The sequence below is a fragment of the Pseudomonas sp. VI4.1 genome (genome assembly GCF_002029345.1).
In the GTDB taxonomy this organism is placed as follows: domain Bacteria; phylum Pseudomonadota; class Gammaproteobacteria; order Pseudomonadales; family Pseudomonadaceae; genus Aquipseudomonas.
On the sequence record NZ_MULM01000066.1, the window covers coordinates 1 to 13,296 of the forward strand.

11 protein-coding genes and 1 pseudogene are annotated in these 13,296 nt (G+C 60.6%); 5 read left to right on the forward strand and 7 right to left on the reverse strand.

The annotated features are described in order from the left end of the window. Positions 1-98: 98 nt before the first annotated feature. Entirely contained in the window at positions 99-1,028 is a 930-nt protein-coding gene (locus BZ163_RS01920) for an AraC family transcriptional regulator (protein WP_128869570.1), read from the reverse strand. A 345-nt stretch (positions 1,029-1,373) separates the two neighbouring features. Between BZ163_RS01920 and BZ163_RS01925 the strand changes: the two genes are divergently transcribed. After that, on the forward strand, positions 1,374-1,727 hold the full coding sequence (locus BZ163_RS01925; protein ID WP_128869571.1) for an antibiotic biosynthesis monooxygenase family protein: 354 nt from the start codon (positions 1,374-1,376) through the stop codon (positions 1,725-1,727). Between the two features lie 41 nt (positions 1,728-1,768). After that, a complete protein-coding gene (locus BZ163_RS01930; RefSeq protein ID WP_128869572.1) occupies positions 1,769-1,999 on the forward strand; it encodes a hypothetical protein in 231 nt (76 codons plus the stop codon). Here BZ163_RS01930 and BZ163_RS01935 read toward each other — a convergent pair whose 3' ends face one another. From BZ163_RS01935 to BZ163_RS01955, 5 genes are all read right to left on the reverse strand, one after another. Next, positions 2,000-2,629, reverse strand: coding sequence for a flavin reductase family protein (locus tag BZ163_RS01935; RefSeq protein ID WP_128869573.1), 630 nt, complete (start codon positions 2,627-2,629; stop codon positions 2,000-2,002). 329 nt (positions 2,630-2,958) lie between these two features. After that, positions 2,959-4,278: an MFS transporter gene (locus BZ163_RS01940; protein WP_128869574.1), complete on the reverse strand. Its 1,320-nt coding sequence runs from the start codon at positions 4,276-4,278 to the stop codon at positions 2,959-2,961. Between the two features lie 301 nt (positions 4,279-4,579). Continuing rightward, positions 4,580-5,914 carry a sigma-54 dependent transcriptional regulator gene (locus BZ163_RS01945; RefSeq protein ID WP_128869575.1) on the reverse strand — a complete coding sequence of 445 codons (1,335 nt, stop codon included), beginning with the start codon at positions 5,912-5,914 and terminating at the stop codon, positions 4,580-4,582. Beyond that, positions 5,908-7,674: an ATP-binding protein gene (locus BZ163_RS01950; protein ID WP_128869576.1), complete on the reverse strand. Its 1,767-nt coding sequence runs from the start codon at positions 7,672-7,674 to the stop codon at positions 5,908-5,910. The genes BZ163_RS01945 and BZ163_RS01950 overlap by 7 nt, the downstream gene beginning before the upstream one ends. Before the next feature lie 216 nt (positions 7,675-7,890). Continuing rightward, the gene (locus tag BZ163_RS01955; protein WP_003214142.1) at positions 7,891-9,414 is read right to left on the reverse strand and encodes a fumarate hydratase; all 1,524 of its coding nucleotides are present in this window, start codon (positions 9,412-9,414) and stop codon (positions 7,891-7,893) included. Positions 9,415-9,982: 568 nt separating this feature from the next. Between BZ163_RS01955 and BZ163_RS34705 the strand changes: the two genes are divergently transcribed. From BZ163_RS34705 to BZ163_RS01965, 3 genes and pseudogenes are all read left to right on the forward strand, one after another. Further along, positions 9,983-10,138: a hypothetical protein gene (locus BZ163_RS34705; protein WP_168187299.1), complete on the forward strand. Its 156-nt coding sequence runs from the start codon at positions 9,983-9,985 to the stop codon at positions 10,136-10,138. After that, positions 10,138-11,072, forward strand: a pseudogene (locus BZ163_RS01960) (iron-sulfur-binding ferredoxin reductase). Before BZ163_RS34705 ends, BZ163_RS01960 begins: the two are co-directional and overlap by 1 nt. A gap of 160 nt (positions 11,073-11,232) precedes the next feature. Then, positions 11,233-11,982, forward strand: a complete 750-nt coding sequence (locus tag BZ163_RS01965; protein WP_128869577.1) for an enoyl-CoA hydratase-related protein — start codon at positions 11,233-11,235, stop codon at positions 11,980-11,982. Positions 11,983-12,318: 336 nt separating this feature from the next. Here the strand turns inward: BZ163_RS01965 and BZ163_RS01970 are convergent. Then, a partial coding sequence (locus BZ163_RS01970; RefSeq protein ID WP_143510997.1) for a hypothetical protein occupies positions 12,319-13,296 on the reverse strand: 978 nt, incomplete at its 5' end.

A 13,296-nucleotide genomic window follows, 5' to 3' on the forward strand; every position in this document is an offset into this window, starting at 1 on the left:
CAAGCCAGCTCCTACAGGGGATTTGTGGTGAGCCCGGAGCCCCCATGTAGGAGCTGGCTTGCCAGCGAAGGGCCATCAGCCACACCCCAAATGCAGGCTCAAACCATCAACCGCAACCGCGCCAAATCCCGCAACGGCGGCGCCCCGAACAACCGGCTGTACTCCCGGCTGAATTGCGACGGGCTTTCATACCCCACCCGATACCCCGCCGCCGACGCTTCCAGCCCTTCGGCCAGCATCAACCGCCGCGCTTCCTGCAAGCGCAACTGCTTCTGATACTGCAACGGACTCATCGCCGTCATGGCCTTGAACCGATGATGCAGCGTCGATACGCTCAGGTTCACTTCCTTGGCCAGATCATCGATGCGCAACGGTTGCTCATAATTGCCGTTGAGCCATTTGATGGCCTGGCTGATGCGATGGCTCTGGCTGTTGGCGATGGCGATTTCATACAGCCGATGGCCCTGGTGGCTGCGCAACAATCGATAGAGAATCTCCCGTCGAATCAGCGGCGCGAGCATGGCGATGTCTTTTGGGGTATCCAGCAGGCGAGCCAGGCGCAGTACGGCGTCGAGCATCGCAGCGTCCAGCCGTTCGACGTACAAACCACGCCCCGTCGGACGGGTAGGGACGCCGAGGGGGCCGGCGTCGGCGATCAGCGCGGTGATTTGTGCCGGATCAATGTCCAGTCGCACCGCGAGGATCGGTTCTTCAGACGTGACATTCACCACCCGCCCGCTCAGTGGCATCGAAACCGAGACCACCAGGTAATTCAGCGGATCGTAATTGAAGTATTCGTCGGCCAGCCTGACCTCTTTGCGACCCTGCGCCATGATGCACAGGGCCGGTTGCGCCAGCACCGGGGCAAAGTCATGGGACTTGCTGTGTTTGGCCATGAACAGCGAATCGATGGCAGTGGCATAATTGCCATCTTCCTGCGTGTTGCTGCGGATGATGGCGGCCAGTTCCGCGCGCTGTTTCTCCATATCGGCGTCCAGCGGGGCTTGAAAGTGATCGAGCGACGACATGCAAGGCATCCTCGGTGGGACGTGGGTAATGAGCCGAGCTTAAGTTTGTGCAAGACGAAGCGGTAGACACATCCTGCCTCAAGCTTGCCTGATTCTGCACTGGGTGAATTAGCGGTGGCTCTAAAACAAGGCAACCTCAGGGCAACCCCAGGGAATCTTGCTTGAATCCCGTATTACAGGGGTGTGAACGCATTTACAGGTTGTTACAGGTTTTTGTTGAAGCCTCGCAGGATTGTGCAACAGGGCGGCAGGAATCGACTAACCGCAATGGCCCCGGCGCACTTAACCTTTGATCCTGTCGCAGCCCGTCCCTCGGCTGCGGTCGACTACCTGGGAGGGTTGAACATGTCTACGCAGATCCCCGTCAGTCATATGGCCTTTGTCCGCGCCGGCGCCGGGCGTTCGGCAGAACTCGGTGTACGCCTGAGCGCCTTGATCGAGCCCTCGCGCAGCGCACCGGGTTGCTTGAGCTTTGCCTTGCAACATTCGCAATGCGATCCGGAATTGTGGCTGGTGTCCGGTTTCTGGATCAGCCAACAGGCCATGACCGCCTATTTCAACAGCCCGGCCATGGCGATCTTCGCCGAGCTGGTGCAGGAGTTGGTGGTCAACCGCCTGGATTTCCATACCTTCAGCGACGTATCGCAGGGCCAGGCCTTGGGTCACGCACAAGCACCGGTACACAAACTGGCCGGTTGAAGGTTTAATGGCGCCATTCTCCATTAGCCAGGATCCGCGACATGGCACGCAAAGCCTTTGAAACCTTCGAAGCCGTATCGGCCGTAGTGCCCCGCGAGGGCGGTTACTACGCGGCCATTGCCACCAAAGCCATCGGTGGCTCGGGCGCCCCGCGCTTCAACAAACTGCTGGAAGACCAGACGTTCAAGACCGCCAGAGAGGCGGACGAAGCGGCCGCCCTGGAATTGACCCGCCTCAAGGGTGTCGGCGAAGACGGCGAGCTGATCTGGTGATTACTTGACCGCCCCCGGGCGGAACATCTTGAACAATGCCTCAGGCCCCAGCTGGAAATAATCCGCTGGCCCGCCCCCGCGCAGAATCGGTTCTGCCGCGGCGGTGTCGTACACCCCGTCCTTGAGCAACCATTTGGCGATATGCACGGCGACTACTTCGCCAAGGATCAGCCAGCTGGGCACCACGTTTCCGTCGGCCCGCTGCAACTGAATGATCTGGGTGACCTTGCACTCGAACGACACCGGACTTTCCGCCACCCGTGGCACCTGAATGATTTTCGAGGCGGCCGGTGTCAGTCCGGACAACTCGAATTCATTGACCTCAGGCGCGACCATGGCGCTGCTCTGGTTCACTTGCTCGGCCAGTGGTCGGGTCGCCAGGTTCCAGGCGAATTCGCCGGTCTGTTCGATATTGTTCAGGCTGTCTTTGCGCCCGACACTGGAAAAACCAATGATCGGCGGAATGTAATTGAAGGCGTTGAAGAAGCTGTAGGGGGCCAGGTTCAAGCGGCCATTGGCATCCTGTGAAGAAATCCAGCCGATGGGACGCGGGCCGACGATCGCATTGAACGGGTCGTGGGGCAGGCCGTGGCCATTGGCGGGTTCGTAGAAGTGGATGTCGTCGGGCATGGAGAGGTTTCCTTGGGGCTGATTCGCGGACCGGGCCATAGTGCAAGGACGAGCGCGTTATTTCCAGTCGACTCGATCCCTTGTAGGCGCTGGCTTGCCAGCGAAAGCGGCCTTGAATCTTGTGGCGTTCTCAAGGACCTCTTCGCTGGCAAGCCAGCTCCTGCAGGGGAATGCGCTGATGCTGAGGTTTTGTTTTCCTCCAGACATGAAAAAACCCGGCCGAAGCCGGGCTGTGAACCGTGCACCCACAATGGATCTGCGTACACACAGACCCTGTGGGAGCGAGCCTGCTCACGAAGGGGCCAGAACGGCCACCCTCGATATAAGGATCAGTCCGTCTCGATCCGCGAATGCTTGCGGGTGTCTTTCATGGTGACATACACCAGCAACGACACGGCAATGCACGCAGTGACATACCAGTAGTAACCGGTTTCCATGCCAATGCTCTTGAACCACAGCGCGATGTATTCTGCGGTACCGCCGAAGATCGACACGGTCAGTGCGTACGGCAGGCCAACGCCCAGCGCACGGATCTCGGTCGGGAACAGTTCAGCTTTGACCACCGCGTTGATCGAGGTATAGCCGCTGACGATGATCAGCGCCGCCATGATCAGGAAGAACGCGCCCCACCAGGTGGTGATGGTGTGCAGGGTGGTGAGGATCGGCACGGTGAACAGCGTCCCCAGGACGCCGAAGGCAATCAGGATTGGCCGACGACCGATTTTATCCGACAGCCCGCCAACGAGCGGTTGCAGGCACATGAACAGAAACAGCGTGGCGGCCGAGATGGTGGTGGAGTCGGAGATGCTCATGCCGACGGTGTTCACCAGGTATTTCTGCATGTAGGTGGTGTAGGTGTAGAACGCCAGGGTGCCGCCCATGGTCAGGCCGACCACGGTCATCAGTTCCTTCGGGTGGCGCATCAAGGTGCGCATGGCGCTTTCCTTGGCCTTTTCTTTCTTGGTGAACGACTCGGTTTCTTCCATGCCGCGACGCAGGTAGAGCGCGACCACGGCACACAGCGCGCCGATGGCGAACGGGATCCGCCAGCCCCAGGCGTACAGCTCTTCGGTGGTCAGGACATTTTGCAGGACGATCAACACGCCCAGTGCTATGAGCTGGCCGGAGATCAGGGTCACGTACTGGAAGCTGGAGAAGAAGCCACGACGCTCCCTGGTCGCCATTTCGCTGAGGTAAGTCGCCGAGGTGCCGTATTCGCCACCGACCGACAGGCCCTGCAGCAGACGGGCAAACACCAGCAGGATCGGCGCGCCGATGCCGATGGTTTCATAACCAGGGCTCAGGGCGATCAGCAGCGAGCCGAAGCACATCAGGTACACCGAGGCCATCAATGCGGCTTTACGCCCGACTTTGTCGGCGTACAGGCCCATCAGCCAGCCGCCGATCGGACGCATCAGGAAGCCCACGGCGAAGATCGCAGCAGTGTTCAGCAGTTGGGCAGTGGTGTCGCCCTTGGGGAAAAAGGCCTTGGCGAAGTACAGGGAGAAGGCAGCGTAGACGTACCAGTCATACCACTCGACCATGTTGCCGACAGAGCCGCTGAAGATCGACTTGATGCGGCTGGAGGTGGTTCTTGCTTTGGCCGGAATGGCAGCCGACCCTGCGGGCAGGGTGTTGGAGTTATCCATTGAAGGATCCTTCGTTTAATTGTTTTTGTGGAGCGCGGTCAAGCGCAGCCTGCAGGGGCTATAGCAGGAGCTGTGCCAATCGGGAGAGGGCCGGTTTAGAGGGGGTTGCGGGATTTGATGAGCGGATTTCCGCTCATCGGAAGAGGCGCGCAAGCGGAAAATCGCCTATTGGGATCTTGGATTTGCGCTGCCTGTACCGGCCTCTTCGCGGGCAAGCCAGCTCCTACAGTGGATCGTGGTGCTCATAAAACCTGTGGGAGCGGGCTTGCCCGCGATGAGGCCGGTGCGGGCGCTGCAAGCCTCAGCTGTCTTGCAAAAACATCTCGCGCGTCAGCCCATGCCGTTGCATCTTTTCATTGAAGGTGCGGCGCGGCAGTTGCAGTTCTTCGAGCACCGCTTTCACATCGCCTTTGTGCCGGGTCAATGCCCCGCGCAGGCAATGCGCTTCAAACGCTTCCTGCTGCGCCGCCAGCGACTGCCCGGGATCGACGGCCGGTGGTTCCGGTTCGTCCAGTCCCAGCACCTGACGCTCGGCGACGTTCGCCAGTTCACGCACATTGCCCGGCCAGTCGTGGCTCAGCAGATGGCTCAACTGCGGCCCGGTCAAGGGTGGGAAGGTGCGCCCCAGACGCTCGGCGGCCTTTTGCGCAAAGGACTCGAACAACAGCGGAATGTCTTCGCGACGATCGCGCAACGGTGGCAGGCGCAACTCGGCCACGTTCAAGCGGTAGGCCAGATCCTCGCGAAAGCGTCCGGCCCGCGCTTCGTCCAGCAAGTCGGGCTTGGTCGCGGCGATGATCCGCAAATCCACGCGGATACTCTGATTGGAACCCAACCGCTCGAGCTTCTGCTCCTGCAACACCCGCAGCAGTTTCACCTGCTGGGCCAGGGGCATGCTTTCAATTTCATCGAGAAACAGCGTGCCGCCATCGGCGTATTCGAGCTTGCCGATGCGCTTGCCCTGAGCGCCGGTAAACGCACCGCTCTCGTGACCGAACAGCTCGGCCTCGAACAACTGCTCGGGGATCGCCGCGCAGTTCAAGGCCACGAACGGCTTGGCTGCGCGTGGCCCGAAATCATGCAGGCAACGGGCAACCAGCTCCTTGCCGCTGCCGGTTTCACCGCGGATCACCACGTTGACCGGCAGCGCCGCCAGGTCCAGCACTTGCCGGCGCAAGGTCTGCAAGCCACGGGACACGCCCAGCAGCGTGTTATCGAGTTTGGCGCGATTGTCCGCCTGCTCGTGCAGGGCCCGGTTTTCCAGGACCAGCCAGCGCTTGTCCAGCGCGCGACGCAGGCTGCCCAGCAGGGTTTCGGGGCTGAAGGGCTTTTCGAGGAAGTCGTAGGCGCCATCGCGCATCGCTTCGACCGCCATCGGCACATCGCCGTGGCCGGTCAGCAGGATCACCGGCAGATCGGCATCGCGGCGTTGCACTTCGGCCAGCAGTTCCAGCCCGGTCATGCCGGGCATGCGCACGTCGCTGAGGATCACCCCGGGGAAATGTTCCGGCAACTGCGCCAGGCATTCATCGGCACGGCTGAACAGCTGCACCTCGAAACCCGACAGGCTCAGCCATTGCTCGACCGCGTCGCGGATGCTGCTTTCATCGTCGACCACTATCACTGAATTCAGCATGCGCCGTTGGCCTCTGGATCGATCGGCAGGGTGAGGGTGAACACCGCGCCGTTGGCGTGATTAGCGGCGCTCAGGCGTCCGCCCGATTCGTGCGCGATGGCGAAGGATACCGCCAGGCCGATGCCTAGGCCATCACCCACCGGTTTGGTGGTGAAGAACGGATCGAACACCTTCGTCAGGTTTTCCTCGGCGATGCCACTGCCGTTGTCGATCACGCTCAGGCGCCACAGTCGGTCGTCCGCCTCCAGGCGGATTTCCAGGCGCTTGCAGGGTTTGTCCTGCATCGCATCGAGGGCGTTGCGCAGCAGATTGATCAGCACCTGTTCCAGGCGGATCGCATCGCCCCGCACCCAGGCGGGCCGCGTCAGGTGCAATACCGTGCTCACCTGTTCATCGCGCAGGCGGGGGTCGAGCAGTTGCAGCGATTGGTCCACCACCGCCGCCAGGTCCAGGCGTTCGCGCAAACCGCTGGGGCTTTTGCGGGCAAAGGTTTTCAAATGACCGGTGAGGGCGGCCATGCGCGTCAGCATGTCATCCACCGGTTTGAGTGCCTTGTAGGCATCATCGATGCGGCCGTGATCGAGCAGCAGCCTCAGCGTAGCCAGCTGCATGCGCTGGGCGGTCAGCGGCTGGTTGATTTCATGCGCCAACGCGGCAGACATCTGGCCGAGGGCGGCGAGTTTGGCCGATTGCACCAGACCGTCCTGCGCCGTGCGCAGGTCACGGGTACGTTCTTGTACCAGCTGTTCGAGTTCTTCGCGGCTGCGCTGGCGCATTTTTGCCAGGCGCCAGCGCTGGTTGAGGAACAACAGCAGGAACACCAGCGTCAGCCATAATCCGGCAGCGGCCAGCGCCGCGTTGCGCACATCTTCGAAGGCCACTTGCGGGCGGCGCAGCAAGTGCAGCGTCCAGCCTTCGGCGGCCAGCGGCAGGGATTCCCACAGGTATTCGGCCATGCCGTCAGGGCCATCGACCCGGGTCAGATCGCTGTCTTCGTCGAAACGGTGCAGGGATTGATAGTCCAGCAGCGTCAGGGGTTGCTTGTCGTATTGGCGGGTGGCTTTCAGCTCGGCGTGATCGGCGTCGTTCAGCGGTTGCAGCAGGCGATAACGCCAGCCCGGCTGGTTGGCGATGAAAATGATCCCGCGGGCGTCACTGACCAGCAGCGTGTCGCTGCCCTGACTCCATTCGCGCTCCAGTTCCGGAAACTCGAGCTTGACCACCATCGCGCCGAGGAACCGGCCATCGTCATCGGTGACCGCACTGGACAGGAAGTAACCGGGAATTCCGCTGGTCACCCCCACCGCATAAAAGCGCCCGGTGCCCTGGGTGCGGGTCTGGCTGAAATAGGGACGAAAACCGTAGTTGTGGCCGACGTAACTGCTGGGCAAGCGCCAATTGCTGGCGGCGATGGCAAGACCGGTGTGATCGAGCAGTTCCAGGGTCGAGGACTCGGCCGCGCCGTTGATCTGTTCCAGTTTGCGGTTCAGCGCATCCTGCTGCTCGGGGCTCAGCGGGCCCTTGAGTGCGGAACGCAATTGCGGGTCCAGGGCGAGCACGGCGGGCAGGGCGCGGTAACGTTCGATCAGGGTGTGCAGGGACGTGGCGTACAACCCCAATTGCTGATTGGCGCGGGCAGCGTCTTCCACCAGCGCCTGGCGCTCGGCGTGGCGTATGGCCAGGGCGGCGGCGAGGGCTGCGCCAGCCAGGATAAAAACGATGTACAGCGTCAGGCGCAGGGGGCGGGAAGACTCGAACATGCGGGGCATAACACAATGATTGCAGGGGGCCGCACCATAACATGTCCCCTTGTAGGAGCGAGCTTGCTCGCGAAGGACATTAACGATAACGCGTTTATTCCTGAATGAACGCGTTGTTCTCAGGTCCTTCGCGAGCTCGCTCCTACAGTTGCGTAGGCAACAAAAAAGGCGACAGAGGGATCACCCCTGTCGCCTTTGCCGGATCAGGCGAAGCGCTTACTGCACTTCTACTGCCAGGCTTTCACTGATCTTTTTCTGCCAGATGGCAGGACCGGTGATGTGCACCGACTCACCCTTGCTATCCACCGCAACAGTGACCGGCATGTCTTTCACGTCGAACTCGTAGATCGCTTCCATGCCCAGTTCGGCGAAAGCCACCACGCGGGATTTCTTGATGGCTTGCGCCACCAGGTAAGCCGCGCCGCCGACAGCCATCAGGTACACGGCTTTGTGGTCCTTGATCGCCTCGATCGCGGTCGGGCCGCGTTCGGATTTGCCGATCATGCCCAGCAAGCCGGTTTGCTCGAGGATCTGACGGGTGAACTTGTCCATCCGCGTCGCGGTAGTCGGGCCGGCAGGGCCCACCACTTCTTCGCGCACCGGATCGACCGGGCCGACGTAGTAGATGAAGCGACCTTTGAGGTCCACCGGCAGGGTTTCACCTTTGTTCAGCATCTCGACCATGCGCTTGTGCGCAGCGTCGCGACCGGTAAGCATCTTGCCGTTGAGCAGGACGGTTTCGCCCGGCTTCCAGCTCTGCACGTCTTCCGGGGTCAGGGTATCGAGGTTGACGCGACGGGCCGACGGGCCGGCTTCCCAGACGATTTCCGGGTAGGCGTCCAGCGGTGGCGCTTCCAGCGAGGCCGGGCCGGAGCCGTCGAGCACGAAGTGCGCGTGACGGGTGGCGGCGCAGTTGGGGATCATGCACACCGGCAACGAAGCGGCGTGGGTCGGGTAGTCCATGATCTTCACGTCGAGCACGGTGGTCAGGCCACCCAAGCCCTGGGCGCCGATGCCCAGTTGGTTGACCTTCTCGAACAGCTCCAGGCGCATCTCTTCGATACGGTTGGACGGGCCGCGCTTTTTCAGCTCGTGAATGTCGATGGACTCCATCAACACTTCCTTGGCCATCACCGCGGCTTTCTCGGCGGTGCCGCCGATACCGATGCCGAGCATGCCCGGTGGGCACCAGCCGGCGCCCATGGTTGGCACAGTCTTCAGAACCCAGTCGACGATCGAGTCGGACGGGTTGAGCATGGCCATTTTCGACTTGTTCTCGGAGCCGCCGCCCTTGGCCGCCACGTCCACTTCGACGGTGTTACCCGGAACGATGGAGTAGTGAATCACGGCCGGGGTGTTGTCCTTGGTATTCTTGCGAGCGCCCGCCGGGTCGGCGAGGATCGAGGCACGCAGGACGTTTTCCGGCAGGTTGTAAGCCTGGCGCACGCCTTGGTTGATCATGTCGTCCAGGCTCATGGTGGCGCCATCCCAACGCACGTCCATGCCCACGCGGACGAAGACGGTGACGATGCCGGTGTCCTGGCAGATCGGGCGGTGGCCGGTGGCACACATGCGCGAGTTGATCAGGATTTGGGCCATGGAGTCACGGGCCGCTGGCGATTCTTCGCGCAGGTAGGCTTCGTGCATCGCCTGGATGAAGTCAACGGGGTGGTAATAGGAAATGAACTGCAGGGCGTCGGCAACGCTCTGAATCAGGTCGTCTTGCTTGATCACGGTCATGAGTCGCGCTCCTCTAAAAGACGGGAACATTCAATAAGGTGCTTGCAGCTTGGGTGCATCGGTCGGTTGCAAGCACCTTTCAAGGCACGCCGGGCAAGCTGGCGCGACGCTAAAAAGGCGCGGCAGTATACCGCGCCTCGCAGGCCTGCACACGCCTGGTCGGTCAAACGTTGGTCGCATAGGTACGCACACACACACACACACACACACCATCCCCTGTAGAGCCGGCTTGCTGGCGAAGGCGTCTGCATGGGCGATGCAAGGCTTGAGGCCGCCTTCGCTGGCAAGCCAGCTCCTACAAGGGATCACCTGCGTACCTGGGTATGGTGCTCAACGCCGGAACCCTGTAGGAGCCGGCTTGCTGGCGAAGGCGTCTGCATGGGCGATGCAAGGCTTGAGGCCGCTTTCGCTGGCAAGCCAGCTCCTACAGAGGGGGAAGGGCGCATGGCTTGGTGTTGGTTTTTTACCCCGAAAATTGAATGGTCATTTATCGGTCGCCCCACTAAAGTGGCCGTCGGTCTGTAGAGTAGGACACTCTGACAACCCCCCTCCCATGGTGAGTCAACGATTGCCCCATAACGCCATCCAGCGCCTCTTGCTCAAACGCTTTGCCCTCGAAGCCGGCACCTGCGCCCTGGCTTTGCCGCTGTGGCCGGTGTTTTTTACCGGCCACTTCGATGAGCCGTTGACCCATGCGGCCATCGGCGGCAGGGGAGAACGTTGATGCCTGAGTTACGGGTCGCGCGCGCCAATGGTCTGTTGCAGCCGGTAGCAACCTGCTCGATGCCTTGAATCGCAACGGTGTGCCAGTGCCCTACAGCTGCCGCGCCGGTAGCTGTCATGCTTGCCTGGTGCAGTGTGTACAAGGGCTGCCGAGCGATAGCCGGCCCGATGCCTTGAGCGCGGACCAGCGTCAGCAGGGCTGGCGCCTGGCGTGCCAGTGTCAGGTAGTCGAGGACTTGCAGGTGCACGCCTTCGACCCGCAACAGGATGGGCGACCGGCCCAAGTGGCTGCCGTCGATTGGTTGAGCGCCAGTGTGTTGCGTTTGCGCCTGACCCCTGAACGTCCTTTGCGCTACAGCGCCGGACAGCATCTGGTGTTGTGGGCGGGCAACGTCGCGCGGCCGTACTCCCTCGCCAGCCTGCCGGACGAAGACCGCTTCCTGGAGTTTCACCTCGACTGTCGCCAGCCTGGGGAATTTTGCGATGCGGCCCGCCAATTGAGAATCGGCGATGGGATCCGTCTCGGCGAGTTGCGCGGCGGGGCCTTGCATTACGACGTGGACTGGAACACTCGGCCGTTGTGGCTGATGGCCGCGGGTACCGGGCTGGGTCCGTTGTTCGGCGTCTTGCGTGAAGCGCTGCGGCAGGACCACCAAGGTACGATCCGTGTGATTCACCTGGCCCATGATGCCGATGCGCATTATCTGGCCAAACCCCTGCATGCCATGGCCGCCAATCGTGCGAACCTCAGCGTCGAGCTGTGGACCCCGGCCGAGTTACCCGCGGCTTTGGCACAACTGAGGCTTGTTTCCCGGCAAACCCAGGCTTTACTCTGCGGGGCCCCCGACAGTGTCGACGCCTTTGCCCGGCGCCTGTACCTGGCGGGACTGCCGCGCAATCAACTGCTGGCCGATGTTTTTCTGCCTCGCGGTTGAGCGCTGACTCTAATTGGCTTGAAAGTTTCTGTGGCGAGGGAGCTTGCTCCCGCTGGGCTGCGCAGCGGCCCCCAAATGCTTGTGAGCGCTGCGCACTCAAGCGCGAGCAAGCTCGCTCGCCACAATTGATTTTTGCCTGCCCGCACCGCTGAGACATACCATGACCAATGCCATCCAACTTGAGCGCGAACGCGGCCTGCTGACCTTGCGTCTGAACCGCCCCGACAAGAAAAACGCCCTGACCCGCGCCATGTACAGCCACCTGGCCGAAGCGCTGGAACAGGCCGATGCCGATCCGGAAATCAACGCAGTGCTGATCACCGGGTCCGCCGAGTGCTTCACCGCCGGCAACGACATCGCCGACTTCCTGCAGCAACCGCCGACCAGTCTCGACAGCCCGGTGTTTCATTTCATGCTCAGCCTGCTCGAATGCCGCAAGCCGGTGATTGCCGCCGTGGCCGGTGCTGCGGTGGGCATTGGCACGACCATGCTGCTGCATTGCGATTTGGTGTACATCAGCGCGGATGCAAAATTGCGCATGCCCTTCGTCAATCTCGGGTTATGCCCGGAATTCGGTTCCAGCCTGATCCTCCCGCGTTTGCTGGGCCAGGCCAAAGCGGCGCAATTGTTGCTGCTGGGCGAGGGTTTCAGTGGTGAGCAAGCGGCCGCATGGGGCATTGCCACCGAAGCCCTGGGCAGTGGCGAAGCTGCGTTGGCCAAGGCGCGGGAGATGGCGTTGCGTTTCGAGACCCTGCCACCGGAAGCGGTACGGATCAGCAAGCAATTGATGAAGGCCCCGGACCGTGAGCAATTGCGCAAAGTGATAGAAGAAGAGGGCGCGTTGTTCACCCAGCGGCTGCGTTCGCCGGAAGCGGTTGCGGCGTTGTCGGGGTTTATCAACAGGCATTGATCTTCGCGGCAGTGCCGGCCCTATCGCGGGCAAGCCCGCTGCCACAGGTTTATCTGTCGATCAAATTTATTGTGTACGACCCCCAACCCTGTGGGAGCTCGCTTGCCAGCGATGAGGGCCGGACAGGCGTCGCACGTGCCGGATCAGAATGGAAAAAGCCCCGGCTCAGATGGTGGGTTTTGCTCAAGTAGCTACCCATCGACCTGTCCCGCCTACTGTCAGGTCTGACAGTAGGCGGCAACGGTTCCTTATGCTTTCAGCAACTGGAGCTGCCGAAGGCTGCGATCTTTTGACCTTCCGGGATAATGACCTCCATTCACACAGTGCTGCGCGTAATCAGGGCATCAAGCCTCGTGCAATAGCGCGGTGAATTATATTGTCGTGTTCATCATCCACTGCAAAAATGATCTTGTTGTTTTTTATGGTTGACGCTTCGATGGTAAAGTTTTTCGCCTCCCTGTAAACAAGCCAGCCGGCGCCATTTCCATAGTCCTCGTCAATAGCCCCGTTGTGCAAAAAACGTGCGACCGCGTAATGGCGTTCGCGCGATACTATATCGACAAGTGCAGTGGTGAAGAAATTTCCGCCGGGCAAAAAGTCGGCGTTGATACAGAAGGTTGTGGAGGAATTTACATTGGTGAATACAGGTTTTCCGCTATTGAACTGAATGTTGCTGGCACCGTCTGCTTCCCGGCTTATCAAAAACCCGGAAAGCTCACCGAAAACTTTAGAGAACCTGAAACCTAAGCACAGAACGCGATTATTAGGCTGTTTTACGGTTTTTATAAGTCGTAATCCATAGTTTGGATCTTCATCGTGAATCTGCAAGAATCCTTCCTGCTGAAAGGAGGTGTCCAGACTGCCATCTTTTCTGTGTTTTACCAGAATAATGGCCTCCGGCTGTTCGTAATAATCAGCTCGGACGTCGCCTCCACTGATGTAATTTCCAGTGTCGTCGACTGTCACACTTTGAAGCTCGAGGAAGGGAAAATTGTCATGACTGACACGGACAAACCCCGAGCCATTGAATGTTGTATCAAGGGCCCCGTCCTCTGTCAGACGGATGATGAGCGAGTCCGTCCATTCAAAGGTGCCTAGGGTGTGGAGCAATATGATGTGATCGCCCTGGACCGAGGAAGCTTCCCGGGAATAGGGCTTGAATTGGTTGGAACGGGGGGGCGCTGTGGATTTGGATCTGGCATTTTTCAGGCATTCTTCGTTGTAGGCAGATGCCGCGATATCAGTGTCAGGGAAGTGAAAAATATACTTCCCTTTTTCTCCAAATTCTTCGTCAAGCGTGCCGTTGGATAGAAA

Coding starts and splice junctions, on each gene's coding strand:
- BZ163_RS01940 (WP_128869574.1), bottom strand. CDS start 4,278: ATGGATAACTCCAACACCCTGCCCGCAGGGTCGGCTGCCATTCCGGCC.
- BZ163_RS01945 (WP_128869575.1), bottom strand. CDS start 5,914: ATGCTGAATTCAGTGATAGTGGTCGACGATGAAAGCAGCATCCGCGAC.
- BZ163_RS01930 (WP_128869572.1), top strand. CDS start 1,769: ATGGCACGCAAAGCCTTTGAAACCTTCGAAGCCGTATCGGCCGTAGTG.
- BZ163_RS01950 (WP_128869576.1), bottom strand. CDS start 7,674: ATGTTCGAGTCTTCCCGCCCCCTGCGCCTGACGCTGTACATCGTTTTT.
- BZ163_RS01935 (WP_128869573.1), bottom strand. CDS start 2,629: ATGCCCGACGACATCCACTTCTACGAACCCGCCAATGGCCACGGCCTG.
- BZ163_RS01965 (WP_128869577.1), top strand. CDS start 11,233: ATGACCAATGCCATCCAACTTGAGCGCGAACGCGGCCTGCTGACCTTG.
- BZ163_RS01925 (WP_128869571.1), top strand. CDS start 1,374: ATGTCTACGCAGATCCCCGTCAGTCATATGGCCTTTGTCCGCGCCGGC.
- BZ163_RS01955 (WP_003214142.1), bottom strand. CDS start 9,414: ATGACCGTGATCAAGCAAGACGACCTGATTCAGAGCGTTGCCGACGCC.
- BZ163_RS01920 (WP_128869570.1), bottom strand. CDS start 1,028: ATGTCGTCGCTCGATCACTTTCAAGCCCCGCTGGACGCCGATATGGAG.